Source organism: Shinella sp. JR1-6 (assembly GCF_004284735.1).
Taxonomy (GTDB): Bacteria; Pseudomonadota; Alphaproteobacteria; order Rhizobiales; family Rhizobiaceae; genus Shinella.
The window spans coordinates 47,211-73,829 of record NZ_SHMI01000013.1; the positions used below are offsets into that span (position 1 = coordinate 47,211).

Annotated in this window: 27 protein-coding genes; 6 read left to right on the forward strand and 21 right to left on the reverse strand. The window is 63.6% G+C overall.

All coding sequences use genetic code 11. From position 1 onward, the window contains the following. The first annotated feature begins 98 nt into the window (after window positions 1–98). Complete coding sequence (trxA, locus tag EXZ48_RS21150; RefSeq protein WP_130518066.1) at window positions 99–419, forward strand: thioredoxin; 321 nt, start codon at window positions 99–101, stop codon at window positions 417–419. Between the two features lie 55 nt (window positions 420–474). Here trxA and EXZ48_RS21155 read toward each other — a convergent pair whose 3' ends face one another. The 5 genes from EXZ48_RS21155 to EXZ48_RS21175 form a co-directional block, all read right to left on the reverse strand. After that, the gene (locus EXZ48_RS21155) at window positions 475–1,818 is read right to left on the reverse strand and encodes a folylpolyglutamate synthase/dihydrofolate synthase family protein (protein ID WP_130518068.1); all 1,344 of its coding nucleotides are present in this window, start codon (window positions 1,816–1,818) and stop codon (window positions 475–477) included. 21 nt (window positions 1,819–1,839) lie between these two features. After that, entirely contained in the window at window positions 1,840–2,742 is a 903-nt protein-coding gene (accD, locus tag EXZ48_RS21160; RefSeq protein ID WP_023513833.1) for an acetyl-CoA carboxylase, carboxyltransferase subunit beta, read from the reverse strand. A gap of 89 nt (window positions 2,743–2,831) precedes the next feature. Beyond that, entirely contained in the window at window positions 2,832–3,671 is an 840-nt protein-coding gene (gene trpA, locus EXZ48_RS21165; protein WP_050745381.1) for a tryptophan synthase subunit alpha, read from the reverse strand. A 1-nt stretch (window position 3,672) separates the two neighbouring features. Further along, window positions 3,673–4,893 (reverse strand): tryptophan synthase subunit beta, encoded by a 1,221-nt coding sequence (gene trpB, locus EXZ48_RS21170; protein WP_023513831.1) that lies wholly within the window; start codon window positions 4,891–4,893, stop codon window positions 3,673–3,675. Next, complete coding sequence (locus EXZ48_RS21175; protein ID WP_023513830.1) at window positions 4,890–5,573, reverse strand: phosphoribosylanthranilate isomerase; 684 nt, start codon at window positions 5,571–5,573, stop codon at window positions 4,890–4,892. The genes trpB and EXZ48_RS21175 overlap by 4 nt, the downstream gene beginning before the upstream one ends. Window positions 5,574–5,703: 130 nt before the next feature. On the opposite strand from EXZ48_RS21175, the gene EXZ48_RS21180 reads away from it, so the two are divergent. Continuing rightward, window positions 5,704–5,901, forward strand: coding sequence for a YqaE/Pmp3 family membrane protein (locus EXZ48_RS21180; protein WP_130518070.1), 198 nt, complete (start codon window positions 5,704–5,706; stop codon window positions 5,899–5,901). A 24-nt stretch (window positions 5,902–5,925) separates the two neighbouring features. Here the strand turns inward: EXZ48_RS21180 and EXZ48_RS21185 are convergent, their stop codons facing one another. The 9 genes from EXZ48_RS21185 to EXZ48_RS21225 form a co-directional block, all read right to left on the reverse strand. Beyond that, complete coding sequence (locus tag EXZ48_RS21185) at window positions 5,926–6,687, reverse strand: M48 family metallopeptidase (protein WP_130518072.1); 762 nt, start codon at window positions 6,685–6,687, stop codon at window positions 5,926–5,928. Between the two features lie 95 nt (window positions 6,688–6,782). Next, entirely contained in the window at window positions 6,783–7,217 is a 435-nt protein-coding gene (locus EXZ48_RS21190; protein WP_023513827.1) for a DUF2852 domain-containing protein, read from the reverse strand. A 128-nt stretch (window positions 7,218–7,345) separates the two neighbouring features. Further along, window positions 7,346–8,638: a polyhydroxyalkanoate depolymerase gene (gene phaZ, locus EXZ48_RS21195; RefSeq protein ID WP_130518074.1), complete on the reverse strand. Its 1,293-nt coding sequence runs from the start codon at window positions 8,636–8,638 to the stop codon at window positions 7,346–7,348. 199 nt (window positions 8,639–8,837) lie between these two features. Further along, complete coding sequence (locus EXZ48_RS21200) at window positions 8,838–9,854, reverse strand: zinc-binding alcohol dehydrogenase family protein (RefSeq protein ID WP_130518076.1); 1,017 nt, start codon at window positions 9,852–9,854, stop codon at window positions 8,838–8,840. 1 nt (window position 9,855) lies between these two features. Continuing rightward, on the reverse strand, window positions 9,856–10,830 hold the full coding sequence (locus EXZ48_RS21205; RefSeq protein ID WP_023513414.1) for an ABC transporter permease: 975 nt from the start codon (window positions 10,828–10,830) through the stop codon (window positions 9,856–9,858). A gap of 28 nt (window positions 10,831–10,858) precedes the next feature. After that, the gene (locus tag EXZ48_RS21210) at window positions 10,859–12,412 is read right to left on the reverse strand and encodes a sugar ABC transporter ATP-binding protein (protein WP_130518078.1); all 1,554 of its coding nucleotides are present in this window, start codon (window positions 12,410–12,412) and stop codon (window positions 10,859–10,861) included. An 88-nt stretch (window positions 12,413–12,500) separates the two neighbouring features. After that, entirely contained in the window at window positions 12,501–13,487 is a 987-nt protein-coding gene (locus tag EXZ48_RS21215) for an ABC transporter substrate-binding protein (protein WP_023513416.1), read from the reverse strand. A 209-nt stretch (window positions 13,488–13,696) separates the two neighbouring features. Then, window positions 13,697–14,143 carry an RbsD/FucU family protein gene (locus tag EXZ48_RS21220; RefSeq protein WP_023517126.1) on the reverse strand — a complete coding sequence of 149 codons (447 nt, stop codon included), beginning with the start codon at window positions 14,141–14,143 and terminating at the stop codon, window positions 13,697–13,699. A gap of 38 nt (window positions 14,144–14,181) precedes the next feature. Continuing rightward, entirely contained in the window at window positions 14,182–15,201 is a 1,020-nt protein-coding gene (locus tag EXZ48_RS21225; RefSeq protein WP_130518080.1) for an aldo/keto reductase, read from the reverse strand. Between the two features lie 194 nt (window positions 15,202–15,395). On the opposite strand from EXZ48_RS21225, the gene EXZ48_RS21230 reads away from it, so the two are divergent. After that, window positions 15,396–16,274: a GntR family transcriptional regulator gene (locus EXZ48_RS21230; RefSeq protein WP_130518082.1), complete on the forward strand. Its 879-nt coding sequence runs from the start codon at window positions 15,396–15,398 to the stop codon at window positions 16,272–16,274. A gap of 10 nt (window positions 16,275–16,284) precedes the next feature. Next, window positions 16,285–17,376 carry a mannitol dehydrogenase family protein gene (locus tag EXZ48_RS21235; protein WP_130518084.1) on the forward strand — a complete coding sequence of 364 codons (1,092 nt, stop codon included), beginning with the start codon at window positions 16,285–16,287 and terminating at the stop codon, window positions 17,374–17,376. On the opposite strand, the gene EXZ48_RS21240 is transcribed toward EXZ48_RS21235, so the two are convergent. Together EXZ48_RS21240 and gabD are read right to left on the reverse strand one after the other, a co-directional pair. Further along, on the reverse strand, window positions 17,370–18,170 hold the full coding sequence (locus tag EXZ48_RS21240; protein WP_023513523.1) for an HpcH/HpaI aldolase/citrate lyase family protein: 801 nt from the start codon (window positions 18,168–18,170) through the stop codon (window positions 17,370–17,372). The genes EXZ48_RS21235 and EXZ48_RS21240 overlap by 7 nt on opposite strands. A 64-nt stretch (window positions 18,171–18,234) precedes the next feature. Continuing rightward, window positions 18,235–19,686, reverse strand: coding sequence for an NADP-dependent succinate-semialdehyde dehydrogenase (gene gabD / locus EXZ48_RS21245; protein WP_050745371.1), 1,452 nt, complete (start codon window positions 19,684–19,686; stop codon window positions 18,235–18,237). Between the two features lie 160 nt (window positions 19,687–19,846). Between gabD and EXZ48_RS21250 the strand changes: the two genes are divergently transcribed. Further along, window positions 19,847–20,440 (forward strand): nitroreductase family protein, encoded by a 594-nt coding sequence (locus EXZ48_RS21250; RefSeq protein ID WP_130518086.1) that lies wholly within the window; start codon window positions 19,847–19,849, stop codon window positions 20,438–20,440. 164 nt (window positions 20,441–20,604) lie between these two features. On the opposite strand, the gene gyrB is transcribed toward EXZ48_RS21250, so the two are convergent. The 5 genes from gyrB to EXZ48_RS21275 form a co-directional block, all read right to left on the reverse strand. Then, entirely contained in the window at window positions 20,605–23,037 is a 2,433-nt protein-coding gene (gene gyrB, locus EXZ48_RS21255) for a DNA topoisomerase (ATP-hydrolyzing) subunit B (protein WP_130518088.1), read from the reverse strand. Window positions 23,038–23,170: 133 nt separating this feature from the next. Then, window positions 23,171–23,551, reverse strand: coding sequence for a helix-turn-helix domain-containing protein (locus tag EXZ48_RS21260; protein WP_023513448.1), 381 nt, complete (start codon window positions 23,549–23,551; stop codon window positions 23,171–23,173). After that, window positions 23,548–24,123 carry a Smr/MutS family protein gene (locus EXZ48_RS21265; RefSeq protein ID WP_130518090.1) on the reverse strand — a complete coding sequence of 192 codons (576 nt, stop codon included), beginning with the start codon at window positions 24,121–24,123 and terminating at the stop codon, window positions 23,548–23,550. Before EXZ48_RS21265 ends, EXZ48_RS21260 begins: the two co-directional genes overlap by 4 nt. Then, window positions 24,110–25,225: a murein transglycosylase A gene (locus tag EXZ48_RS21270; protein WP_130518092.1), complete on the reverse strand. Its 1,116-nt coding sequence runs from the start codon at window positions 25,223–25,225 to the stop codon at window positions 24,110–24,112. The genes EXZ48_RS21265 and EXZ48_RS21270 overlap by 14 nt, the downstream gene beginning before the upstream one ends. Before the next feature lie 14 nt (window positions 25,226–25,239). Next, the gene (locus EXZ48_RS21275; RefSeq protein ID WP_023513445.1) at window positions 25,240–25,944 is read right to left on the reverse strand and encodes a Tim44/TimA family putative adaptor protein; all 705 of its coding nucleotides are present in this window, start codon (window positions 25,942–25,944) and stop codon (window positions 25,240–25,242) included. Window positions 25,945–26,098: 154 nt separating this feature from the next. On the opposite strand from EXZ48_RS21275, the gene EXZ48_RS21280 reads away from it, so the two are divergent. Further along, window positions 26,099–26,557 (forward strand): FxsA family protein, encoded by a 459-nt coding sequence (locus tag EXZ48_RS21280; RefSeq protein ID WP_130518094.1) that lies wholly within the window; start codon window positions 26,099–26,101, stop codon window positions 26,555–26,557. The last annotated feature ends 62 nt before the right edge of the window (window positions 26,558–26,619 follow it).

Genomic DNA, 26,619 nt, shown 5'->3' on the forward strand with positions numbered 1-26,619 from the left:
GGTCGCCTTCCGGCCACCGGCAGAGCGGTGTCAGGCCTTGAAACCAGCCCGCGCCAGCATCACATTGAGTACAACGATCACCATCCAAGGAGAGCCTCATGGCTACCGTAAAAGTCGACCAGTCCAACTTCCAGACTGAAGTTCTCAATTCCGCAGAGCCTGTCATCGTCGATTTCTGGGCTGAATGGTGCGGCCCGTGCAAGATGATTGCCCCCGCGCTCGAGGAAATTTCGACGGAACTCGCCGGCAAGGTGAAGGTCGCCAAGCTGAACATCGACGAGAACCCGGAACTGGCCGCCCAGTATGGTGTGCGTTCCATTCCGACGCTCGCCATGTTCAAGGGCGGCGAAGTCGCGGACATCAAGGTCGGCGCCGCGCCGAAGACGGCCCTTTCGAGCTGGATTTCCAGCGCAGCCTGATTGGCCAGCATGACTGGATACGAGAAAGCCCGGCTTCGGCCGGGCTTTTTTGTGCTCAGGTGGGGGGCGTTCCGTTGTCGGCAAGAACATCGCCGACGAGGTAGAGCGAACCGCCGATCAGGATGCGCGGCGGCACCTCGTCCTCTTCGGTGATGCGGGCGATTTCGGCGAGCGCATCGGCAACGGTCGACAGCGGCTGGGCCTCAAGGCCGGCGCGGGCCGCGTCATCGGCAAGCGCAAGAGGATCAAGGCCGGCATCGGAGCCGCGGATCGGCACGGTGAAGACCCGTTCGGCAAGACCACCGAACGGCTCGAAATAGCCGACCGGATCCTTGGTGTTGATCATGCCGGTGATGAGGAAGAGCGGGCGCGGCTCGCGCTCCTCGAAATTCGCCATGGTTTCGGCGATAACCTGGCCGGCACCGGGATTGTGCCCGCCATCGGCCCAGATCTCGCTGCCCCGCGGGGCAAGCCGCAGAAGCGCACCATCCGTCAGCCGTTGCAGGCGGCCCGGCCATTCGACGCGAGCAAGGCCCTGCTCCAGCGCCTGCTCGGAAACGGCAAAGCCGGCAGCCTTGACGGCGCGGATCGCCGCGGCGGCGTTGGCATATTGGTGGCGGCCAGGCAGGCGCGGCAACGGCAGGTCGGCAAGGCCGAATTCGTCCTGATAGACCAGGCGGCCGAACTCCTCATGCGCCATGAAATCCTGGCCATAGACCGCATGCGGGCAACCAAGCCGCTCGGCGGTCTCGACCAGCACATCGCGGGCCGCCTCTTCCGACTGATAGCCGATGACGACGGGCGCGCCGCGCTTCATGATGCCCGCCTTCTCCGCTGCGATCAGCTCGACCCGGTCGCCGAGATAGGCCTGATGGTCGAGCGAGATCGGCATGATCACCGAAACGGCGGGGCGCGGAATGACATTGGTCGCATCAAAGCGCCCACCGAGGCCGACCTCGATGATCGCCACGTCGGCCGGATGCTCGGAGAAGAGCAGGAAGGTGACAGCGGTCAGGATTTCGAAAACGGTGATCTTTTCGCCGCCATTGGCCTCCGCCACGCGGCGCACCGCATCGGCGAGCACGGCATCGCCGACCAGAGCCCCGCGTTCCCCCTTGACGGCGAGACGGTAGCGCTCATGCCAGTTGACGAGATGGGGAGAGGTGTGGACGTGAACGCCGAGGCCTTCGGCCTCCAGGATCGCGCGGCAGAAGGCGGTGACGGAGCCCTTGCCATTGGTGCCGGCCACATGGATGACCGGCGGCAGTTTCAGGTGCGGATCGCCGAGCGCGGCAAGCAACCGCGTGATGCGGTCCAGCGAAAGATCGAACCCCTTGGGATGGAGACCGAGAAGCTTCTCGATCTCCGCTGCCGCTTCGCTGGCCGATACCGTCGTCATGCCGCTCTCCGCCGATCCGGCTTACTGGGCCGCGATGGCGACCGCGCCATTGGTGAGCGATGCGGTCGCCGGCTTCTTCATCAGGATCTTCAGAAGGCGGGCGAGCGTATCGGGAATGTCATGGCGATTGACGACGAGATCGACCATGCCGTGTTCCAGAAGGTATTCCGAGGTCTGGAAGCCTTCAGGCAGCTTCTCGCGGATCGTCTGCTCGATGACGCGCTTGCCGGCAAAGCAGATTTCGGCGCCCGGCTCGGCAAGGTGGATATCGCCCAGCATGGCGTAGGACGCCGTCACGCCGCCGGTCGTCGGGTTGGTGAGCACGACGATATAGGGCTGGCCCGCTTCCTTGAGCATCTCCACGGCGACCGTGGTGCGCGGCAGCTGCATCAGCGAAAGGATGCCTTCCTGCATGCGCGCGCCGCCCGAGGCGGGAAACATGACGAGCGGGCACTTTTCGGCAATCGCCCGTTCGAAGGCCTTGATGATCGCCTCGCCTGCGGCAATGCCGAGCGAGCCGCCCATGAAATTGAACTCGTGCACGACGGCGACCAGCTTGACGCCGCGCATCTTACCGACGCCGGCGACAATCGTGTCTTCGAGGTCGGTCTTGATCCGGCTATCCTTCAGGCGATCCGTGTACTTCTTCGAATCGCGGAACTTCAGCGGATCCTGCGCGACCTTCGGCTGCTGCAGGGCTTCGTAGACGCCATCGTCGAAGAGATCCTTGAGGCGGGCCTTGGCCGGCATCTTCATGTGGTAGCCCGAGGCGGGAATGACCCACTTGTTCTCCTCGAGATCGCGGTGGAACACCATCTCGCCGGTTTCCGGGCACTTGATCCAGAGGTTGTCGGGAACATCCCGGTTGGGGCGGCCGAGCATCGAGTTGATCTTCGGCCGAACGTAATTCGTGATCCAGTTCACGGTCTAGACTCCCGTTAATCTGCGCAATCCCGGGAAAACCGCGTCATGCTTTTCCCGCAATTGCCTTTATCCGATCCCATGTGGGAATTTCACTCCGCCGCCGCAAGGCGCGCGCCGCGCACACCCGAAGCGAGGCTCATCACCAGCGTCTCGACGCCGGCGACGGTGGCGGCGCTGGCCTTGCCGTCCGCCGTCAGGCTGGAAGCGATCTGGTTGACAATCGCGGTGCCGACGACGACGCCATCCGCCGAGGCGCCGATGGCGCGGGCATGGTCCGCCGTCTTGACGCCGAAGCCGACGCAGACCGGCAGCTTCGTATGCGCCTTGATGCGGCCGACTGCGCCACCGATCAGCGAGGGATCCGGCAGGGCCGAGCCGGTGATGCCGTTCATCGATACGTAGTAGACGAAGCCGGAGGTGTTCTTCAGGACCGCCGGCAGGCGTTTCTCGTCCGTCGTCGGCGTTGCCAGGCGAATGAAGTTGATACCCTTGGCGAGCGCCGGCAGGCAGAGTTCGTCATCCATTTCCGGCGGCAGGTCGACGACGATGAGGCCGTCGATGCCGGCTTCCAGCGCCTCGTCGAGGAAACGATCGACGCCGTAGATGTAGATCGGGTTGTAGTAGCCCATCAGCACGATCGGCGTCGCATCGTCACCCTTGCGGAAGTCGCGCGCCATCTGCAGCGTCTTGGCGAGCGTCTGCCCGCCCTTCAGCGCGCGCTGGCCGGCCAGCTGGATGGCTGGGCCGTCGGCCATCGGATCGGAGAAGGGCATGCCGAGTTCGATGACGTCGGAGCCTGCCTTCGGCAGCGCTCTCATGATCTCGAGCGAGCTGGCATAATCCGGATCGCCGCCCATGAAATAGGTCACAAGGGCCGGGCGACCTTCGGCGGCGAGATCCGCGAAGCGTTTGTCCATGCGTGCGGTCATCTTAGAGCTCCATACCGAGGATCTTGCCGACGGTGAAGATGTCCTTGTCACCACGGCCGGAGAGGTTCATCAGGATGATCTGGTCCTTGCCCATTTTCGGCGCGCGCTTGATCACTTCGGCAATGGCGTGGCTCGGCTCCAGCGCCGGGATGATGCCTTCGAGCTTGGTCAAGAGCTGGAAGGCTTCCAACGCCTCGTCGTCCATGATCGGCACATATTCGGCACGGCCGATCTGGTGGAGCCAGGCGTGCTCCGGGCCGATGCCCGGGTAGTCGAGGCCGGCGGAAATCGAATGGCCTTCCTTGATCTGGCCGTCGGCATCCTGCAGCAGATAGGTGCGGTTGCCGTGCAGAACGCCCGGCGAGCCGGCGGTCAGCGAGGCACAGTGTTCGTCGCCGTCAAGCCCCTTGCCACCCGCTTCAACGCCGACGATCTGGACGTTCTTGTCATCCAGGAAGGGGTGGAAGATGCCGATCGCATTGGAACCGCCGCCGACGGCAGCGATGACCATGTCCGGCAGGCGGCCTTCGGCTTGCAACAGCTGCTCGCGGGCTTCCGTGCCGATCACGGCCTGGAAGTCGCGTACCAGTTCCGGATAGGGATGCGGGCCGGCGGCGGTGCCGATCAGGTAATAGGTGTCCTCGACATTGGTGACCCAATCCCGCAGAGCCTCGTTCATGGCGTCCTTCAGCGTGCCGTGTCCGGCGGTGACCGGGCGCACGTCGGCACCGAGCAGCTTCATGCGGAAGACGTTCGGCGCCTGGCGCTCGACATCCGTCGCGCCCATGTAGACGACGCAGGGGAAGCCGAAACGCGCGGCGACCGTCGCCGAGGCCACGCCGTGCTGGCCGGCACCGGTTTCCGCGATGATGCGCGTCTTGCCCATGCGCTTGGCGAGAAGGATCTGGCCGATACAGTTGTTGATCTTGTGCGAGCCGGTGTGGTTCAGCTCCTCGCGCTTGAAATAGATCTTCGCGCCGCCGAGATGCTGCGTCAGGCGCTCGGCATAATAAAGCGGGCTCGGACGGCCAATATAGTGCGCACCAAGCTCCTTCAGCTCCGCCTGGAAGGCCGGATCGGTCTTGGCCTTGTTCCACTCTTCCTGAAGATCGAGGATCAGAGGCATCAGGGTTTCGGCGACGAAACGACCGCCGAAAATGCCGAAACGGCCGTCCTCGTCCGGACCTTCACGGTACGAATTCAGGTTGGGTGACTGGTTCACTTGCCTCTCCCTGCAACGGTTTCGCGTTCCGCTTCCCGTGCCGCTTCAAAAAATGCATCCATCAGGCCGAGATCCTTGACGCCCGGGGCGCTCTCGACCCCGGAACTGGCGTCGATGCCCGGCGCGCCGGTCAGCCTTATGGCCTCGGCGAGGTTATCCTTGTTCAACCCACCGGAAAGCATGTAATCGACGCTTCCGTCAAGCAAATGCATGAGCGTCCAGTCGAAGGAGACGCCATTGCCGCCAGGAAGCTCCGAGCCCGCCGGCGGCTTCGCATCGAAGAGGAACCGGTCGGCAATGCCGATATAGGGATCGATCTTCTTCAGATCGTCCGCCTCGCGCACCGAAAAGGCCTTTATGACAGGCAGGCCGTAGACGGCCTTGACGTTCAGGACGCGCTCCGGGCTTTCGCTGCCGTGCAGCTGAAGGATATCCGGCGAGAGCTGGTCGACGATCTCGTCGAGGGCGTCATTGTCAGCATTGACAGTGACGGCAACGATCTTCACCCGGCCGCGCACCCGATCCGCAAGACGACCGGCGTCGGACGGCTCGATGTTGCGCGGGCTCTTGGGAAAGAAGATGAAGCCGATATGGGTGGCGCCGAGCGCAACGGCCCTGTCGACGGCCTCTTCGGTCTTCAGCCCGCAGATTTTGATGTCGAGTGACGTTTCACGTTTCATGGGCGCAGGGAGTCGCATGAATCACCCGAAGAGTCGAGCCGAAAGACGGCATCCGACCCTCGGGAAACGCCGCCCTTGCGCAGGCTTCGAACGGGCCCATATGGAGGGGGACCCTAGTTTGGAGATCCCCATGCGGCTTATCATTGCCATCCTGCTGCCCTTCCTCGTGTTTTTCACCATCGGGCGGCCGATTGCCGGCATCATCTGCCTCATCCTGCAGATCACGCTGATCGGCTGGCTGCCGGCGGCCATCTGGGCAGCCTATGCGCTGGGGCAGTACAATACGGACAGGAAAATCCGCGAGGCGCTGGCCGATCGCGGCCGCTGACCAGTCCTTCCGGTCAAAACCGCTTCAGCCGAAATCAACCGCATGCAGCAGGCTGCCATTGCGCTTCAGCCAGCGCTTGGCATCCTCGGTCTTCGGGCAGAGCTGCTCGCACAACGCCCAGAAGGCCGGGCTGTGGTTCATTTCCCTGAGATGCGCCACCTCGTGGGCGGCGAGATAATCGATCACGCCAGGCGGCGCCATGGCGATGCGCCAGGAGAAGCTGAGTGCGCCATCCGCCGAGCAGGAGCCCCAGCGGCTGCGGGTATCGCGCAGCGTCAGCGACTTCACGCGTTTGCCGATGCGGCCGGCATGCACGGCGACGAGCCGTTCCAGCTCCAGCCGGGCCTCCTTCTTCAGGAAATCGCAGATACGACGGGGAATGCTCTCCTCCATGCCGCCGACGCGCAGCACCGCCTCATCATCGACAACCAGGGCCTCCGTCAGGCCGCGCAGGCGGCCGGTCGCCTCGATGCGGTGGGAGACGCCGCGGATCATCACGTAGCCGCCGTCCATGAGTTCGTTCGTCGTGCGGAACTTGGCGAGCTTCGTCATCAGCCAGCCCTGGTGACGATCGAGGAAATCGCGGATTTCGCGCTCGGCAATGCCGCTCGGCACCGTCATGCGCAGTGCCCGCCCGCCCGGCTCGATGCGCAGGGTCAGCCGTGCCGCGCGAAAATCCCGCCTTATGGTGAGCGGCAGGCGCTTGCCGTTGACGTCCATTTCCCGCCGCTCCGGTGGAGGCGGCGTCTTCAGGGCCTTTCTGGGCTTGCGAAGCGAGGAGAACATACTGCCTTTCATAGCCGATTCGGCTGAAACTGGAATGCCCCGACGAAAAACCGGCGCTCAAGGCGCCGGTCTTCATCTCATCCGCTCAGACGATGTCAGGTCGCCGGAAAGCCCGGAACGTCGCCCTGGCCGTTGGCGCGGCGCTCGCGCATGAAGCGGTCGAATTCTTCCTGATCCTTTGCCCGGCGAAGCTCGCGGACATAGGAGTCGAATTCTTCACGCATCTCGTCGAGCTTGCGGCGTTCCTCGTCGAGGCGGGAGAGCTCGGCATCGCGCCAGTCGTCGAAGGCGACATTGCCAGTGGCGCTACGGAAAGCGGAACCACCGCGGCGGCCGAACTTGCCCCGGCAGGAGGCGAACATGCCATCGACGGTGTCGTTGGCGTCTTTCTTGAAGGATTTCAGACGGTCGCCGAAGATGATGTAGGCGAGCATGGCAAGGCCGAGCGGCCAGAACACCACGAAGCCGAGCACCATCAGGGCGATGGTCGCAGGCGTCCAGTCCGGACGAATGAGCGCTGACTGGTTCATGTGCAATCTTCCTCACGATCGACGGAAACCACCTCGGTTTCCGGTGAATCCGATGTGGTTAGACCGCCCATCGCATTCAAGACGATGCCCTGTGAATTCGGGCAAGCGCCTGAAAGAGGACTGAAAAATCAGGCGCCGCCGCTGGCCTTGCCACCCTTGATGACGCGCGGCGCGGCCGGCTTCACCTTTGCGCTGCGGGCATGTTCGGCAATGAAGGAGAGGATGCGCGGAGCAATCTCCCGGCGGAAACGCGAACCGTTGAAGACGCCGTAGTGACCGACATCCGGCTGCATGTAATGCATGCGCATGTCATCGGGAATGTTGGTGCAGATCGTCTGCGCCGCCTTCGTCTGGCCGACGCCCGAGATATCGTCGTTCTCGCCCTCGACGGTGAGCAGCGCCACCTTGCGGATCGCCGTCGTGTCGACGGGACGCCCGCGGTGCATCATCTCACCCTTCGGCAGCGCGTGTTTCATGAACACGGTCTCGACCGTCTGGAGGTAGAATTCGGCGGTGAGATCCATGACGGCAAGATATTCGTCGTAGAAGTCACGATGCTTTTCAGCCGCGTCGCCGTCGTTCTTCACGAGGTGGGCGAAGAATTCCTTGTGGGCGATGACATGGCGGTCGAGGTTCATCGACATGAAGCCCGATAATTGCAGGAAGCCCGGATAGACCATGCGCATGAAGCCGGGCTGCGGCCACGGAACGGGCATGATGACATTGTCGCGGAACCATTCGATCGGCTTTTCTTCCGCCAGCTTGTTGACGGCGGTCGGGTTGATGCGCGTGTCGATCGGCCCGCCCATCAGCGTCATGGTCGAGGGCGACAGCGGGTCGTTGTCGGCTTCCATGACCGCAACGGCCGCCAGCACCGGTACTGCCGGCTGGCAGACGGCGACGACATGGGTATCCGGCCCCAGCGCATGCAGCATCTGGATGACGTAGTCGATATAGTCGTCGAGATCGAAACCGCCGTCCGACAGCGGCACCATGCGCGCATCCACCCAGTCGGTGATGTGGACCTCCGCATGCGGCAGCAGCGCCTCGACCGTACCGCGCAGCAGCGTCGCATAGTGGCCCGACATCGGCGCGACGATCAGGACCTTCGGGTCCTTGCGATGACCGGCCGGCAAACAGCGCTCGAAATGGATGAGATTGCATAACGGGCGCTGCCAGACGATCTTTTCGTGCACGGAAACGCTCTGGCCGTCGATGAGCGTGGTGGGAAGATCGAATTCAGGCTTGCCGTAGCGCCGGGTGGTGCGCTCGAGAACCTCGAAGCCGGCAGCCATGGTGCGGCCGAAATAGGTATGGGAAACCGGATTGAGCGGGTTGCGGAAGGCGATGCGCATCTGGTCCGCCACAGCGCGCCAGGGCGCCATCACCGCATGGTTGAGTTCGTAGAGCTGATAATACATCGGACGCGATACCCCATTCTGGGTGCGGGGCTGAGCGCCCTCTGCACCGTGTCACCCCGGTTTCCGCAGATGCGAAAAGACTAACATGTTTTCGCTGCGTGGCAACACGCCGCACGGACATCCTAAACCTGTGAACCTTTCGCGGGCATGAACGGATTTCAGGCTTTTCATCGCGTTTTCGACGTTCCGCCGGCCTTTTTCAGCCCGCCACACGCACAATCGCCTTGATCAGACCCGATTTTTCGGTCGCCCACCGAGAAAGGTCGACCGGGACATGTGCAAGCGTGGTGCGATGGGTCACCAGCGCCTCGACCGGCACGCGGCCGGCGCGGATGTTCTCCATCACATGCTCGAAATCGACACGTGTGGCATTGCGGCTGCTGATCAGCATCATTTCGCGCTTGTGAAACTCCGGGTCGGAAAAACGGATCTCTTCCTTCACCACGGAAACCAGCACGAGCGCACCGCCATGGGCGACATGGTGGAAGGCAGCCTCCATGGATTTCGCATAACCCGTCGCATCGAAGACGACATCGAAGCCTTCACCGCCTGTGGCCGCGAGCACCGCGGCCGCCGCATCGGAGCCGGCAAGGATGCCCTTCACCAGGCCAAAACGCTCCGCCGCCATGGCAAGCCGCTCGGTCGAAGTATCCATCAAGGTGACGTCATGACCGGCAATACGCGAGAAGAGCGCCGTACCGAGCCCGATCGGGCCGGCGCCGATGACAAGGGCGCGCGAACCGGCGGGCGCCAGGGACCGGCGCACCGCATGGGCACCGATCGCCAGGAATTCCACGGTCGCCGCCGCCTCCAGCGAGAGGCCGTCGGCCGGATAGAGATTGTCCGCCGGCAGCAGGATCTCCTCGCAGAAGGCGCCGTCGGTATGCACGCCGAGCACGCGGATCGCCGTGCAGCAGTTCGGTTTGCCCTGCCGGCAAGCCACGCAGGTGCCGCAGGAAAGATAGGGATTCACGACGACGGATGCACCGGCAACAAGCTGGCTCGAGCCCGGATCGAGGACGGTGGCCGAGACCTCGTGGCCCATCACCCGGGGATAGTCGAGGAACGGGTGCTTGCCCTCGAAGATATGATAATCGGTGCCGCAAATGCCGACATGGCTGACGGCGACGCGCACCCAGCCCTCCGGCAGGCCGGTGGGGCTCTCACGCTCGACCGCTTCGAGGCGACTGGGTTCCACACAGACGACAGCTTTCATCTCAACGGCTTCCGCGACGGCGCAGCTGATCGAAATAGACGATGACGATGATGAGGAGCCCCGTGATGATGCGCTGCCAGAAGGAGTTGATGTTGAGGAGGTTCGCGCCGTTGTTGATGGTTGCGAGGATGAAGGCGCCGAGCAGCGGCCCGTGCACCGAGCCGACCGCGCCGAAGAGGCTGGTTCCGCCGATCACCGACGAGGCGATCGCTTGCAGCTCCCAGCCTTCCGCCTGCGTGGCATTGCCGATGCCGATGCGCGAGGCAAGCAGCAGGCCGACAAAGGCGGCGCAGGTCGCCGACAGGATATAGGCGAGGTAGATGGTGCGGTTGACATTGACGCCGGAAAGGCGCGCCGCCTCGCTGTTCGAGCCGACCGCGAAGAGATAACGGCCCCAGCGCGAGAGATGCAGGAAGACGAAGGCGGGGATGGCCACCAGGATGACCATCCAGAACAGGCTCGGCACGCCGAGGAAATCGGCGCGGGAGAAATTCGTGAAACCCTCGTGGCTGATCGAGATCGTCGAGCCGTTGGTGATGAGCAGGCCGATGCCGCGCAGCGAGGTCAGCGTCGCCAGCGTGATGATGAAGGGCGGCAGGCCCATGCGCACGATGCCGAAGCCGTGGAAGGCGCCAATGGCGACGCCGATCAGCAACGTCAGGATGATCGACAGCCAGAGCGGCACGCCGGCCTGCAGCAGCCAGGCGACGATGACGCTGGTGAAGCCGACGATGGCCCCGACCGAGAGGTCGATACCGGCGGTGATGATGACGAAGGTCTGGCCGACTGCCAGGATTGCCGTCATCGCCCCCTGGCGCAGCAGGTTGCTGATGTTGTTCGGTGTCCAGAAGGCATTGGTCGAAAGGCCGAGCAGCAGCCAGAGGAACAGCAGCAGCCCGAGAAGGGTCAGGCCGAGCAGGATGTTCGTGCCCTTCCTGGGGGCCGGTGCGCTTTCCGTCGTCGTTTCCACGCTCATGTTCTTCTCCCTTTTTTCGCGCGGCGATTCAGATGCCGATGGCCTGGGTCAGGACGTCCTCATGGGTGGCCGCCCGGTGGTCGTGGCTGGCGACGAGCCGGCCGCCCCTGAAGACATGCAGCCGGTCGGAAAGTTCATAGACTTCCGGCAAGTAGGACGAGATGAGGATGATGCCGGCGCCCTGCTTCAGGAGTTCGCCGAACAGGCGGTAGATTTCCGCCTTGGTGCCGACATCGACGCCGACGGTCGGCTCGTCGAAGATGAACAGCCGCGCACCGTGGCTCAACCACTTGCCGATGACGATCTTCTGCTGGTTGCCGCCGGACATGGCGGAAGCGAGCACGTGGCGCGACGGCGTCTTGATACGCAAATCGCGGATCTGGCGGTCGGCATTCGCGGCCTCGTCGCCGCGGCGGATCGTCAGGCCCGAGCTCAGCTTCCTGAAGACCGGCAGGTTGATGTTGAGGCCGATCGGCAGGTTGAGGCAGAGACCCTGGTCGCGCCGGCTTTCCGGGGCAAGCGCGATGCCGAGGTCCATCGCCTGGCGCTCGTTGCGGATATCGACCTTCGCGCCATCCCAGAAGATCTCACCGGCCGAGATCGGCTGGCGACCATAGAGGCCGAGGGCAAACTCGCTGCGGCCGGCACCGATGAGGCCGTAGAGGCCGACGATCTCGCCGGCGCGCACGGAAAGCGACACATCGCTGAAACCCGGGCCGGACAGTCCACGCGTCTCGACGATGACCTTGCCGGCCGGTACCTTTTCCTTGTGGTAGATCTGTTCGATCGAGCGGTTGATCATCAGCGCGATCAGCTCGTTCTCATTGGTCTCGCCGATCAGGCGCGTGCCGACATGGGTGCCGTCGCGCAGCACCGAGACGCGGTCGGCCAGCTCGAAGACCTCCTCCATGCGGTGGCTGATATAGACGATCGTCACGCCCTGGTCGCGTAGCCGGCGAATGAGACGGAAGAGCTGGGCGGATTCCTGGCGCGTCAGATAGGCGGTCGGTTCGTCGAAGATGAGGAAGCGAATGCCGCGCATCGCAGCCTTGGCGGTGGCGACCAGCTGCTGCTGGCCGATGGTGAGGCTGCCGAGGAGCGCGCCGGCGGGAAGCTGGAAGCCGAGATCATCGAGCACCGCCTGAGCCGCACGCTCCATGGCCGCCTTGCGCATCAGGCCGTAGCGGTTCATCTCATCGCCGAGAAACATGTTGGCCGCCACCGAAAGATGCGGGCAGAGCACGACCTCCTGGTGCACGGCATTGATGCCGCGGGAGATCGCCTCGTTCGGGGTCGCCAGCTGCACGGGCTTGCCACACCAGAAGACGTCACCCGCCGTGCGACGGATGACGCCGGTCAGGAGCTTGATGAGGGTGGACTTGCCGGCGCCGTTTTCGCCGACGATGGCGTGGATCTCGCCGGCCAGAAACGTGATCGTCGCCGGTTTCAGCGCTTCCACGAGGCCGTATTTCTTCTGCAGTCCACGCAATTCGAGGATGGGTGCGCCGCGCGGCACCGCTTCGGATTCGGCGAGCTTCGCCTCGTCCTCATGCCGATGGCTGAGCTCTTCCAGGCTGCTCATCGCTGTCTCCTCCTGACTGCGTGGAAAGCGTCCCGCCCGGATCCTGCTGCCCGGGCGGGCAGATCGTCAAATGCTTTGCGGCAAGCGATCAGATCTTCGGGTTGAGCAGGGCGTCGATCTTCGGATCGGCCATGTTCTCCTTGGTCACGAGGTTTGCGCCGGTATCGACGAAGGCTTCGACCTTCTCGCCCTTGGAAACGGCAAGCGCCGTCTTCACGCCGTCATAGCCCATGCGGTAGGGATCCTGCACGACGAGGCCGGCAAGCACCCCTTCCTTGAGGAAACCGACAGTCTTTTCATCGCTGTCGAAGCCGATGACCTTGATCTTCTCGCCGAGCTTGTTTTCCGCGATCGCCTGGCCGACGCCCTGCGCCATGATGAGGTTGGAGGCGAAGACGCCGACGAGGTTCGGGTTCGCGGTGATGAGGTCGGTCATCATGTTGAGGCCGGTCGTGGCCTGGCCGTCCGCATATTTGTCCGCCACCACGGTCAGACCCGGATATTTCGTCTTGATCTGGTCGAGGAAGCCTTCGCGGCGCTGGTCGAGCGAACCGACGCCCGGCAGGCTGGTGATGATGGCGATCTCGCCTTCTTCCTTGCCGGTGGCAGCCTTGATCGCCGCGGCAAGCCCGTCTGCGGCGATGCGGCCACCCTGGACGTTATCCGTCGTCAGGAACGAGGTGAAGGCCTTGGAATCGGCGCCCGAATCGATGCCGATGATCGGGACCGCCTTGGCCGCCTCGTCGACCGGCTTGCCGAGCGCCTTGAACTCCGTCGGCGAGATGACGACGGCGGCCGGGCTGCCGGCCACGGCATTTTCGAGGATGCTGATCTGCCCGTTGATATCGGATTCCGACTGCGCGCCGAGTTCCGGCACGTTGACGCCGAGGTCCTTGCCGGCCGCGCGCGCGCCGGCGAGCACGATCTGCCAGTAGAAGGACGTCGTGTCCTTGACGATGATCGGAATGGTGACATCCTGCGCGAAGGACGCGGCGGGGCTCATGGTGGCGAGGACTGCGGCACCCGCGAGCGCCGTGAAGGCGCGGCGAGACAGAAGCGATCTTACAATGCTCATCAGGTTTCTCCTCTCAAATGCTTCCCGTTCCTGTTGGGATCGTGTCGCGGGAAGCGAACAACTCGATCTTTTATCGATAAAAAACATTTTGTAGTCAGGCTACACCCGTCTGCCTTTGCTGGCAAGCGAAGGACGTTTCACCAGAATGCTGCTCTCGAAAATGCTCCAGTCCATGCCATCCGTCCTCCCAAACGGTGGCCGCCGGGCGGCTAGGCCTGAAAAATCTCGTGCGGGTGCACGACACCCTTCTTCAGAATGATATTGCCATAGAGACGGAACTCCGTCGTGGCGACGATATAGGCCGCCTTCTTCGCCATCTCGTAGAAAGCGAAACGCTCGACCGCATGCACCTTGAAATCACCAGCCAGCCGATGGACGAGATCCTGAAAGGTCGCGCAGACCTCAGGCACCGCGTCGGGATCGCCGACCACCTCCATGCGCCAGGCAGCCTCCGGCACGAAAGTATCGAGCGGCATATGCGCGAGAATGGCTTCCGTGATCGACACGGCATCGACCCCATCCGCCCGGATGACCTTAGGGCCGAGGAAACTCGACGGGAAATTGGCGTCGGCGATGACGATGTCGTCGCCGTGGCCCATGGTCCGGATGGCGTGCAGCAGATCCGGCCCGAGCAACGGATGAATGCCCTTCAACATGCCCTAGCGATCCTCCCAGATCGAAACCCAGATCAAAATCATTGCCGGACGGCGTTTTCCCCGAGTTCCGGCGCAACCACTATATGCGGCTCGAAAGCCGGGTAAATCTCTTTCGGCAGATCCATGCGCGCAAGCGCCATGTTGCGTCGCAGGCTCTGCGGTTTTGCCGTGCCGATCAGCACCGAGGCAACGGCCGGATGATTGAGCGGAAACTGGAGCGCGGGCGCAGCGAGCGGCACGCCACCTTGCTGCGCGATCGCCATCATCGCACCAACCTTGGCCGCGATATCCGGCGTTGCCGGCATGTAGTCGAAATGCGCGCCGTCCACCGGCCCCGTCGCCAGAATGCCGGAATTGAAGACGCCGCCCACCACCAGGGACGTGCCCTTCTTCTCGCATAGCGGCAGCAGGTCCGCAGCGGCCGAACGGTCGAGCAGCGTATAGCGGCCGGCCAGCAGGATGCAGTCGAGATCGGCCTTCGCAAGCACATCGAGGCAGACCGGCACCTCGTTGACGCCAAGCCCATAGGCTTTGATCACGCCTGACGCCTTCAGTTCCTCCAGGGCTTTCAGACCCGTCTCGAGCAGCTGGCGCAGATGGAACGCGTTGCGCTCGGCGCCGTGTGTATAGACGCCGATATCGTGCACATAGAGGATATCGATGCGGTTCAGCCCGAGGCGGGCATGGCTGAGTTCGACGGACCGCATGATGCCGTCGTAGCTGTAGTCGTAGCGCACGTCGAAAGGCAGCGGATCGACGTATCCGTAGCTCGGCACCTTGTCGTCGGCGACGGGAACCATGACGCGGCCGACCTTGCTGGACAGAACCCAGCTGCCGCTCGGCTTGTCGCGCAGGAAATCGCCGGTGCGGCGCTCCGCAAGGCCGAAACCGTACCAGGGCGCAGTATCGAAGTAACGCAGCCCCTCGTCCCAGGCCGCCTCCAGCGTTTCCATCGCCGCATCGCGCGGGCACGCCCGGTAGAGACCGCCAAGCGCTGCGGTGCCGAAACTGAATTCGGTCACAGCCAGGCCTGTCCTGCCGATGGTACGCGTTTTCATCGAACCTCCCGTCGGCGTCCTCTCGCCGTCATTTGTCTTTTATCGACAATAGACAGATTGCCGTCAATGGGTAATATGCAAGAAGGAGGAAACGGGAGGATGACGGCACCGGCATGCCAAGCGGCCGGCGTCTGGCCTTTCGCCCGGGCAGTCAGTAAGGGACGCAACAGCAGACCACAGAACCGGCGGCACCCATGGCCAAACAGAACACCGTCTTCAAAGATGCCTTCAATCGCTGCCTGAAACTCCTGGAGCAGACGCCAAACCTGCCCTCGGAGCCGGAACTCGGCGCCACGCTCGGCGTCAGCCGCACGACCGTCCGCGCGATCCTCACCCGGCTGGAGGAGGCCGGTCTGCTGACCTGGGAGAAGCGGCGCAAGATCGTGCTGCGCAAGCCGGTCGCTGCAGATTATTTTCCGACCGAGGAAACGGATTCGCTTTCCGAGATCATCGAGCGCAGCTTCATGCGCCGCATTCTCGCCGGCGGTGCCGAGCCGGGCATGCAGATCAACGAACTGGAGCTTGCCCGCGAGATCGGAATCGGCACGACGAGCGTACGCGAATTCCTTATCCGCTTCAGCCGGTTCGGCCTGATCGAGAAGCGGCCGAACAGCCATTGGGTGCTGAAGGGCTTCACACGGGACTTCGCGCTCGAATTGACGGAAGTGCGCGAGATGTTCGAGCTGCGCTCGGCCAACGCCTTCGCCCGCCTTCCGGAGGATCATCCAGCCTGGCAGGAACTCGACACGATCGAGGCGATGCACCATGCCATCCTGGCCGATATCGAAAACCGCTACCTCGATTTCTCCGAACTCGACGAGCGCTTCCACCTCCTCGTGCACCGGGCCTCGAAGAACCGCTTCATCGTCGATTTCTACGACGTCATCGCGATCGTCTTCCACTATCACTACCAGTGGAACAAGACGAATGCCCGCGAGCGCAATGCAAGGGCGCTGGAAGAGCACCTTGCCTATATCGCGGCGCTGCGTTCACGCGATCCGATCGAGATCGAGCTGGCCTGCCGGCAGCACCTGAAATCCGCACGCGAAACACTTTTGCAATCGATCAACTGACGAGGACGGCATGGGCACACCCATCCTGCAATTCGGAACCAGCCGCTTCCTGCAGGCGCATGCGGACCTTTTCATCGACGAGGCGCTGAAAAGGGGCGAGGCCCTCGGTCGCATCATGGTCATCCAGACCACGGGCGCCCCGGAACGGGCGGGACGCCTTGCGGCGCTCGCAGCGCCAGGCGGCTATCCGGTGATCATCCGCGGGCGGAAGGACGGGCACGAGGTCAACCGCGAGCAGCGGATCACCAGCGTCGCGCGCACGCTTTCGGCGGCGAACGACTGGGAGACGGTAAGGAAGATCTTTTGCGACGAGGCCGAGGTCGTGCTCTCCAATACCGGGGACACCGGTTACACCGTAGGGCCAGACGATCTCGCCGGCCCTGTCCCGGCTTCCTTTCCCGGCAAGCTGCTGGCGCTTCTCCACGACCGTTTCGCGGCGAACCGGCGCGAGCTGACCCTCCTGCCCTGCGAGCTCGTTTCGCGGAACGGCGATGTGCTGAAGCGGCTTATCCTCGACCTGCAGGGCGATCGTTACCCGGAGTCCGATTTTCGCAACTGGCTGTCCGAAGGCGTGATCTGGGGCAATACGCTGGTCGACCGCATCGTTTCCGAACCGCTGGAACCGGCCGGGGCCATCGCGGAGCCCTACGCGCTCTGGGCGATCGAGACCCAGCCGGGCCTGACGGTGCCGTGCAGACATGCGGACATCCGCCTTGTCGACGACCTGACACCCTACGAGAAGCTCAAGCTGCACATCCTCAATCTCGGCCATACGGTGCTGGCGGACATCTGGCTGGCGGAGAAAAGGCCGAAGGAGGAGACAGTCAAAGCCATTCTCGCCGAGGCCGACGTCCGGCAGAGGCTTCTGTCGATCTACCACGACGAGGTGGTACCCGGCTTTGCCGACAGGGGGCTCGGCCGGGAGGCGGAAGCCTACGTCGCAGCGACCCTGGAGCGCTTCGACAATCCCTTCCTCGAGCACCGCCTCAGCGACATCGCCAACCACCATGCGGAGAAGCGCGTTCGCCGCATCGGCGATTTCCTAGCCTGGGCACCGGGTGTGCCGATGCCAAGGCTGGCTGCAATTACCGGTGGTCAGTAGCCACCGCCGCGCTTTTCCGTTTCCTCTTCGCCAAGGAAGCTGCGGCGCAGGGTCTCGACAGCCGATACAAGGCAGTTGACGTCGGTGCCGATCGCCATGAAATCCGCACCGAGATCACGGTAGACCGCTGCCTGCGGCAGCGACACGGTCATGATGCCGCGCGCCTTGCCGTGGGCCTTCGTGCGCGCGAAGATATGGGTGATCGCCGCAAGCACCTCCGGCGCGCCGGGATTGCCGAGAAGCCCCATGTCCGCGGCCAGGTCCGAAGGGCCGATGAAGACACCGTCGACGCCCTCCACCGCCGCGATTTCATCGATCGCGGCCAGGCCAGCCCGGCTTTCGACCTGCACGATGAGGCAGATCTCGTCATTGGCAGTCTTCAGATAGTCCGCCGTGCGGTTGAAGTCGCTTGCACGGCCGAGACCGGCACCGACACCGCGAATGCCGTGCGGCGGATAGCGCACGGCGCGCACCAGCGCCTCCGCCTCCGCTGCCGATTCGACCATGGGAATGAGAAAGGTCTGCGCGCCCTGGTCGAGCAGCTGCTTCAACATCCACGCCTCGCCCATCGGCGGGCGGACCATGGCGTGGGTCGGCGAGTGGCGCAACGCACCGACCTGTGCGCTGATCAGCGGCATGTCGTTCGGCCCGTGCTCGCCGTCGATCAGCAGCCAATCATAACCGCTGCCGGACAGGATTTCCGCCGCATAGGCACTGCCGAGCGCCGCCCACAGGCCGAGCTGGAACCGGCCTTCGCGGAGTGCGGCCTTGAAGGTATTTTTCGGTGCTGCCACGATTTTCCCTCTCAAAACAAAACCGGCCGGACGATGCCGGCCGGATTCTTGCTACTGTCCGATCTCAGGCGATGCCGCCGAGGCAGACATACTTGATCTCGGTGAACTCCTCGATGCCGTATCTCGAACCCTCGCGGCCGAGGCCGGAAAGCTTGACGCCGCCGAACGGCGCTTCCGCCGTCGAGATCAGGCCGGTATTGACGCCGACCATGCCATATTCCAGCGCCTCGGCGACACGGAAGACACGCGACAGCTCCTTGGCGTAGAAGTAGGAAGCAAGGCCGAACTCCGTATCATTTGCCTGGGCGATGACGTCGTCCTCGTCCGTAAAGCGGAAGAGCGGGGCGACGGGGCCGAAGGTCTCCTCGCGGGCGACGGCCATGTCGGGCGTCACGTTGGCAATGACGGTCGCCTCGTAGAATGTGCCGCCGAGCGCATGGCGCTTGCCGCCCTGCACCACGCGGCCGCCCTTCTTCACCGCATCGGAAACATGCTCCTCGACCTTTTCGAGCGCTGCCTGGTCGATCAGCGGGCCGAGCACGACGCCGTCGTCGAAACCGTTGCCGGTCTTCAGCTTGCCGACCGCAGCCGCGAGCTTCTCGGAGAAGGCATCATAGACGGCATCCTGCACATAGATACGGTTGGCGCAGACGCAAGTCTGGCCATTGTTGCGGAATTTCGCGATCAACGCGCCTTCGACGGCCGCATCGAGGTCGGCGTCATCGAAGACGATGAAGGGAGCGTTGCCGCCAAGTTCCAGGCCGAGCTTCTTGATGGTCGGGGCGCACTGCTTGTAAAGCTCGGCGCCGATTTCCGTGGAACCGGTGAAGGTGAGCTTGCGCACGGTCGGGTTGGCCGTCAGCTCCGCACCGATCTCACGGGCGGAGCCGGTGATGACCGAGAAGAGGCCCGCGGGAAGGCCGGCCCGTTCGGCGAGGATGGCGATGGCGATGGCCGAGAAGGGGGTCTGCGAAGCAGGCTTCAGCACCATGGCGCAGCCGGCGGCGAACGCCGGACCGGCCTTGCGGGTGATCATGGCGTTCGGGAAGTTCCACGGCGTGATGGCCGCGACGACCCCGATCGGCTGCTTCATCACGAGGATGCGCTTGTCCTTCTGGTGGCCGGGCACGATATCGCCGTAAAGGCGGCGGGCTTCTTCGGCGAACCATTCGACGAAGCTTGCACCATAGACGATTTCACCAGTCGCCTCGGCGAGCGGCTTGCCCTGTTCCATCGTCAGGATGCGGCCGAGATCGTCCTTGTTCTCGATCATCAGCTCGAACCACTTGCGCAGCACGGCCGAGCGCTCCTTGGCGGTGCGCGCGGCCCAGCCCTTCTGGGCGGCGGCCGCGGCGTCGATCGCCTCCTTCGTCTCCTTGGCGCCGAGCTTCGGTACATAGCCGACCAGCTCGCCCGTTGCCGGGTTCTTCACAGCAATGCCGCTGCCGTCCGCCTCGATCCAGCGGGTGCCAACGAGGGCTGCCTGACGCAGCAAGCTCGGGTCTTTGAGGCTCATCGGATATCTCCCATTTCGCGATGCCGTTTCTCACATGTCGGAAGGGTTATATTGCCTCCCCCACCGGTTCGACAATGCGACAGAGACGCGATTTTACCGCTTCGCGCGACGCACCGCCGGGTCTAAGGTCGGCCGGCAGAACTGACATTCGAGGCTTGCAATGACCCATCCCACCGGCCGCACTGCGGACCACGCCATCGACCCCATCTATCTCGACCGCTGGTCGCCCCGCGCCTTTACCGGCGAGGCGATGCCGCAGGAAACGCTGCTGTCGCTGTTCGAGGCGGCGCGCTGGGCGCCCTCTGCGGCCAACGGCCAGCCCTGGCGCTTCGTCTACGGCCACCGCGGCACCGAGGCTTTCGAGCGCATCTACAACACGCTGGACGAGGGCAACCGCCGCTGGGCGGACAAGGCTGCCGTGCTCGCCGTGATCATCTCGCAGACCCACCGGGCAAACGCCGCCGGCGAAATGCGCCCGGCCTATACGCACGCCTTCGACACGGGTGCCGCCTGGGCCTATCTCGCCCTCGAGGCGACGCGCGCCGGCTACCATTCCCATGGCATGGGGGGTATCGACCGCGAGAAGGCAAGAGAAGTCCTCGGCGTACCCGAGAATTTTCGCGTCGAGGCGGCAGTGGCGATCGGCAAAATCGCGCCGAAGGAGACACTGCCGGAGGACCTCATGAAACGCGAGGTACCGAGCGGGCGCAAGAAGGTGGAAGAGTTCGTCTCCGAGGGGCAATTCGCGCTCTGAGGCGGCTTCCCGTGGGTGCACCGCCGGCGAAGCCCTGCCCTGTGCCACCAACCTCGAGCCTTGGCCCGAGGATCTACTGCCGCGGTTGAAGCGTGGATGACCGTGGCGCAGGAAGGGCAATATCTTTTCGATAGAAGAAAGCCGCCTTTCGGCGGCTCTCTTGCTTAGATATCGAGATTGGCAACGCTGAGAGCGTTTTCCTGGATGAAGTCACGGCGTGGCTCCACCTCGTCGCCCATCAGGCGGGCGAAGAGACCATCGGCATCCGTCGCGTCCGTCACCTTCACCTGCAGCAGCGAGCGGACGTTCGGATCGAGCGTCGTTTCCCAGAGCTGCTCGGCATTCATCTCGCCAAGGCCCTTATAGCGCTGCATGGAAAGGCCTTTGCGGCCAGCAGCGAAGACGGCGTCGAGCAGCGCGCGCGGACCGGAAATCTCGACCTGACCGTCCTTGCGGCGCAGTGCCGGCGGTACGGCATAGATCTCGTGGAAGCGGGCGGACAGCTGGTCGATATGGCGGGCATCGGCCGAGCCGATCAGCGCCATGTCGATATGGGCGAATTCCTTGACGCCGCGCACCATGCGCTCGAAACGCAAGCCACCATCGGTGGCGACGGATCCGGTCCAGCCGCGCTCCGTCTCTTCCGCGATGAGATCGAGCCGGCGGGCGACGTCTTCCGCCTTGGCGGCGTAGGCCTCGCGGTCGTGGCTGAGTTCGAGGTTCAGCGCACCGGCAATGGCCGCCTGCTCGATGATCGCGCGATTGTAGCGCGAATGCAGGCCATCAAGCAGCGTGCGCAGGCGCAGCGCATCCTGGATCAGTTCCAGGATGTCCTGGCCGGCACGCACTTCGCCGGAGCTCAGTTCCAGCGCCGCATCGTCGAGCCCGGCGGTAACAAGATAGTCTTCCAGCGCCTTCTCGTTCTTCAGGTACTGGCTCGATTTGCCGCGCGCCACCTTATAGAGCGGGGGCTGGGCGATGTAGAGGTGACCACGCTCGATCAGCTCCGGCATCTGCCGGAAGAAGAAGGTCAATAGCAGGGTACGGATATGCGCGCCATCGACGTCTGCGTCCGTCATGATGATGATCTTGTGGTAGCGCAGCTTGTCGGCGTTGAACTCGTCCTTGCCGATCGAGGTGCCAAGCGCGGTGATCAACGTACCGATTTCCTGGCTGGACAGCATCTTGTCGAAGCGCGCGCGCTCGACATTGAGAATCTTTCCGCGCAACGGAAGGATCGCCTGGTTCTCGCGCGAACGCCCCTGTTTGGCCGACCCACCGGCCGAATCGCCCTCGACGAGAAAGACTTCGGACTTGGCCGGGTCACGCTCGGAGCAGTCGGCGAGCTTTCCAGGCAGCGACGAGATGTCGAGGGCGCCCTTGCGCCGCGTCAACTCGCGCGCCTTGCGCGCGGCCTCGCGGGCGGCGGCGGCCTCGACCACCTTGCCGACAAGCGTCTTGGCATCGGCAGGATGCTCCTCGAACCAGGTGGAAAGCGCCTCGTTGACGAGGTTTTCCACGGCCGGCCGAACTTCGGAGGAAACCAGTTTGTCCTTGGTCTGCGAGGAGAATTTCGGATCGGGAACCTTGACCGACAGAACCGCCGTCAGGCCTTCTCGGCAGTCCTCACCCTGCAGCGTCACCTTCTCCTTCTTGGTGATGCCGGATGTATCGGCATAGGAAACGACCTGGCGGGTCAGCGCGCCGCGGAAGCCCGCCATGTGCGTGCCGCCGTCGCGCTGGGGAATGTTGTTGGTGAAGCAGAGCACGTTCTCGTGGTAGCTGTCGTTCCACCACATTGCGACTTCGACGGTGATGCCGTCCTTCTCGCCCCTGATCGCAATGGGCTTGGAGACCAGCGGCTTCTTCGCCCGGTCGAGATAGGTCACGAAGGCTTCGAGACCGCCCTCGTACATCAACTCGTCCTGCTTGATATCCGAATGACGGCGATCGGTGAGCAGGATGCGCACGCCGGAATTCAGGAAGGCGAGCTCGCGCAGACGGTGTTCCAGCGTCCCGTAGTTGAAATCGATGTTCGAGAAGGTCTCGGTCGAGGGGAGGAACGTCACTTCCGTGCCGGTCTCGCTGCCGCACTCGCCTGTCACCGTCAACGGGCCATCGGCCACGCCATGGGTGAAGCTCATCTCGTGAATCTTGCCCGCGCGGCGGATCTTCAGCTTCAGCTTGACCGAAAGCGCATTCACCACCGAAACGCCGACGCCGTGCAGACCACCGGACACCTTGTAGGAATTCTGGTCGAATTTGCCGCCGGCATGCAGCTGGGTCATGATGACCTCGGCGGCGGAGACGCCCTCTTCCTTGTGGATATCGGTCGGGATACCGCGGCCGTTGTCGGTCACCGTCACGGACCCGTCCGGATTGAGCGTGACCGTCACGATATCCGCATGGCCGGCAAGCGCCTCGTCGATCGCGTTGTCGACGACCTCGTAAACCATGTGGTGCAGGCCCGAGCCGTCATCGGTATCGCCGATATACATGCCGGGACGCTTGCGCACCGCATCAAGCCCCTTGAGGACCTTGATCGAATCTGCGCCATATTCGGCCGGGCCGTTGTCGGTCTCGGGTGTGTCAGTCATTCAAACGTCTTTCCAGAGTGTTCGCGGAAGGCGGGAAGCGCGGCGAATCACCGCTTTCCAAGTGCTTGAATATAGGGTTCTTGCCCTGAAGTTCCAAATCTGAGAGCGGGCAAACACGGCAGAATTCAGGGAATCAGCCGGGTTTTACCCGGTTATTGCATGCTTTTTCCAGAATACCGGCAAGACGGCGCACCGTCTCGGGCGGCAGGTCGCGGATTTCCGCCGAAAGCCGGTTGGCAAAGGCGGTGTATTCCGGCGGAAGGCCCGCCGTATCCACCACAACGCGCGGATCGGAAATCCGGGCAATGCGGAACAGTTCTTCCGCCTCGTCCCAGATGACATTGAAATATCCGGCCACCCGTTGGAGAAAATCGAAGCTCGGCGTGCCGCGCTTGCCGTTTTCCAGCGCCGAGAGATAGGCGGGGCTGACGCCGAGCGCCTTGGCCATGTCCTTCTGCGAAACGCCCTTGCGATCGCGCAGATGCCGCACCGCCTTGCCGAAAGGTGTCGTCATCGTTTGTCTCCCGGGTGCCGGGCAAGCCGCACATAGAGCGCGCCGTCGCCGCCATGGTTGCGCGCCGCCGGCTCGTAGGAGGAGATCAGCGGGCGGAACTCCGGCAGGGAGAACCACAGCGGCACCGCCCGCTTCAGCGCGCCGTCGCTGCCGAGCGAGGTGCCCTTGCCGGTGATGACAAGCACATGGCGCAGGCCACGCTCATGCGCGCGGATGAGAAAACCGAGCAGGAAGCCGTGCGCCTCGCTCTGGACCATGCCGTGCAGGTCGATGCGCGCTTCCAGCGCCAGGCGGCCCTTGGCAATCTTGCGCTTGACCGGGCGCTCCAGCGGGTGGTGCCTGGTCTCCTTGTCGCGGCCGATGGTGGTGAGCGCGATGCCTTCGTCGACCTGGACGGATTTTTTCTTCTTCTTCGGTTCTGGTTCCGGCTGCTTTTCGGCCGCCGGCTTTTGCGCGAAGGCTTCCTCGAATTCCGTCAATGCGTCGAGCCTGCCCGGCAGCGCGCGCGTGCTGCGCGCCACCTTGCCCCAGAGGATACGGTCCTCGCTCGAGAGCGTCTTATCCTTCGGCATGGAGGTAGCGCTCCGCCGCTGCCTTCGGCATGAGGATATGGAAGATCGCCGCATTGCGCACATGGCCGGCCAGCGCGCCCGCCGCGTCGCCCGAGCCGGTGAAGATATCGCCGCGCGCCGGACCGACGATCGCCGTTCCGGTATCGAGCGCCAGCATCAGGCGGCGGAAGGGCTTGCCCTCATCCATATGGGTGAGGCTGTCGCTCGAAACGAAGAAGGGCAGCCCGAAGGTGTGGATCATCCGGTCGACCGCAAGCGAACGGCCGGCAACGAGCGGCACTTTCGCCGCGGCGATCGGGCCGAGCGACAGATCCGTAACCTCGGCCTCCTTGAAGAAGATGAAGGAACGATTGTGCCAGAGCACGGCATCGGCCTGATCTTCGTTGCGGGCCAGCCAGTCGCGGATCGAGGCCATCGAGACGGTTGCCGCATCGATCTCGCCGCGGTCGATCAGCAGCTTGCCGATCGCGGAAAACGGATGGCCGCTCTTGGCGGCATAGGTGATTCGCCTGACCGACCCGTCCGGATAGACGAGCCGTGCAGCGCCCTGCACATGGGCAAAGAAGACGTCCACCTTCGAGCGGGCATAGGCAATCTCGAGCCCGCGACCCGAGAGAAAGCCACGCTCGATCTCGCCCCGGTCGGGGTGCTCGACAATGCCATCGTCCGTCCCGAGCCCGAACGCGAAGCCAGGCGGGAAACCGGCCGGGCGATTGTTGTCGTCGATATCGACCAGGTCTTCCGGCCGGGCATAGAAGGGATGGCGGTATTCGGCGTCCGGCGTTGCCCTTACGGCGACTTCCGGCTCGTAGAAGGCGGTGACGAAACCGGACGAGCCATCCGCCTTCTCGATTAGGAACGGCACGCACTGCGCCTCGAAGAAGGCACGCACCGCGGCAGGCCCTTGCGGCTTCTCGTCGGCTGCTGCGTCCAGCAACGTCAAAAGCTCGCCGGCGGTAATGCCGAGCGAGCCTGTCTTGTAGGGTTTTACGGTGCGGATGTGATCGCGACAGCGGGCCATGGCCGAAAGAAGTGCTGTCGGATCATCCTCGTTCCAGCCGGGAAGCGCCGAAAACCGGGCCGGAACCAGGCGATAGTCCATTGGCTTTGCCTCGCTCAGCCTTCCGATTCGGTGGCGATCAGCTTCCAGTTCGGATCACGCGAGCGGGTGTCGCGGGCGAAGGTCCAGAGGTCGTTGACCTCTGCTACCGTTTCCGCATCGCCCTCGATCAGCGTGCCGGCCTTGTCGTAGGTGGCCGAGATCAGCTGGCTGACGATGCGCAGCGTCACATTCGCCTCGCTGTCCTTGGCCTCGGCGCTGACGATGTCGGCCTTCTCGATACCGACGAAGCTGGAGCGGACGACCTCGCCCTTGCTCTCGCGGTCCGAAATGGCCGCGTCGAACCCTTCGTAGACCTCGCGCGACAGCAGGTTCTTCAGCGCCTTGCGGTCGCCATCGGCGAAGGCGACGACGATCATTTCATAGGCCATGCGCGCACCGTTGACGAATTCCTTCGGATTGAAGGAAGGATCGACCTTGACGAGCTGGCGAAGCTGCTCGTTGAGCGGCGTGCCCGGCGCGGCGAAGCTATCGACGGACGCATAGGGATTTTCGTCCGCGTCCGTTCCATCCCGACGCGGCAGGGTGACGACCTTGCCGCGATCGGCCGAATCAGTCTCGCCGGCGGCCTCGCGCTTGGAATAGGGATCGAACGGCGGGCGCTCGTTGCCGGTGCGCCGGCCGAGCACGCTGCGCAGCTGCAGGAAGATGACCACCGCTGCCACCAGGAAAAAAATCGTTACAAAGTCGAATGAGCCCATTATCGATCCGCAGCCGTTTTCGTTTTTCTTGTTCCTTCCCCATATAGTCCGCAAAACCGGATCATTCAAATGGCGATGACGTGAATGCGACCAAGGCGCGCGCAAATGGCACCGGCAGTATCCGTCTGCGCGAATCTGTGCGACAGTCAAGACCATGCTTCGACGCCTCATCCCCCTTCTCATTCTCGTGCTGCCGCTGGCGGAAATCGCCTGCTTCATTGTTATCGGTCGGCGCATCGGCCTTTTCGCCACCCTGTCGCTGGTCGTGCTCTCGGCGATTGCCGGTGTGGTGCTGATGCGCATCCAGGGCTTCGGCGTGCTCACACGACTGCGCCAGTCCGGACAGGACGGCCGCGCGCCGGGCAAGGAAATGCTCGATGCGGCGATGATCATGATTGCCGGTATCCTCCTGTTGATCCCTGGCTTCCTGACTGACATCCTCGGCCTGGCCCTGTTTCTGCCGCCGGTGCGTACATTTCTCTGGAACCGGCTGATGCGCAACATCGTGGTTGTCGATATCGGTGGCGCACGTCCCGGCAGCCAGTCGAAAACGGAACCCCAGCGCACCATCGATCTCGATGAAAGCGACTTCCATCGCGATGGCCGGCCCTGACGGCGGGTTGTAAGCCCCCTGCTGAAATGCTAGATGGCCTGACTTTCCAGAGTCCCCGAGGA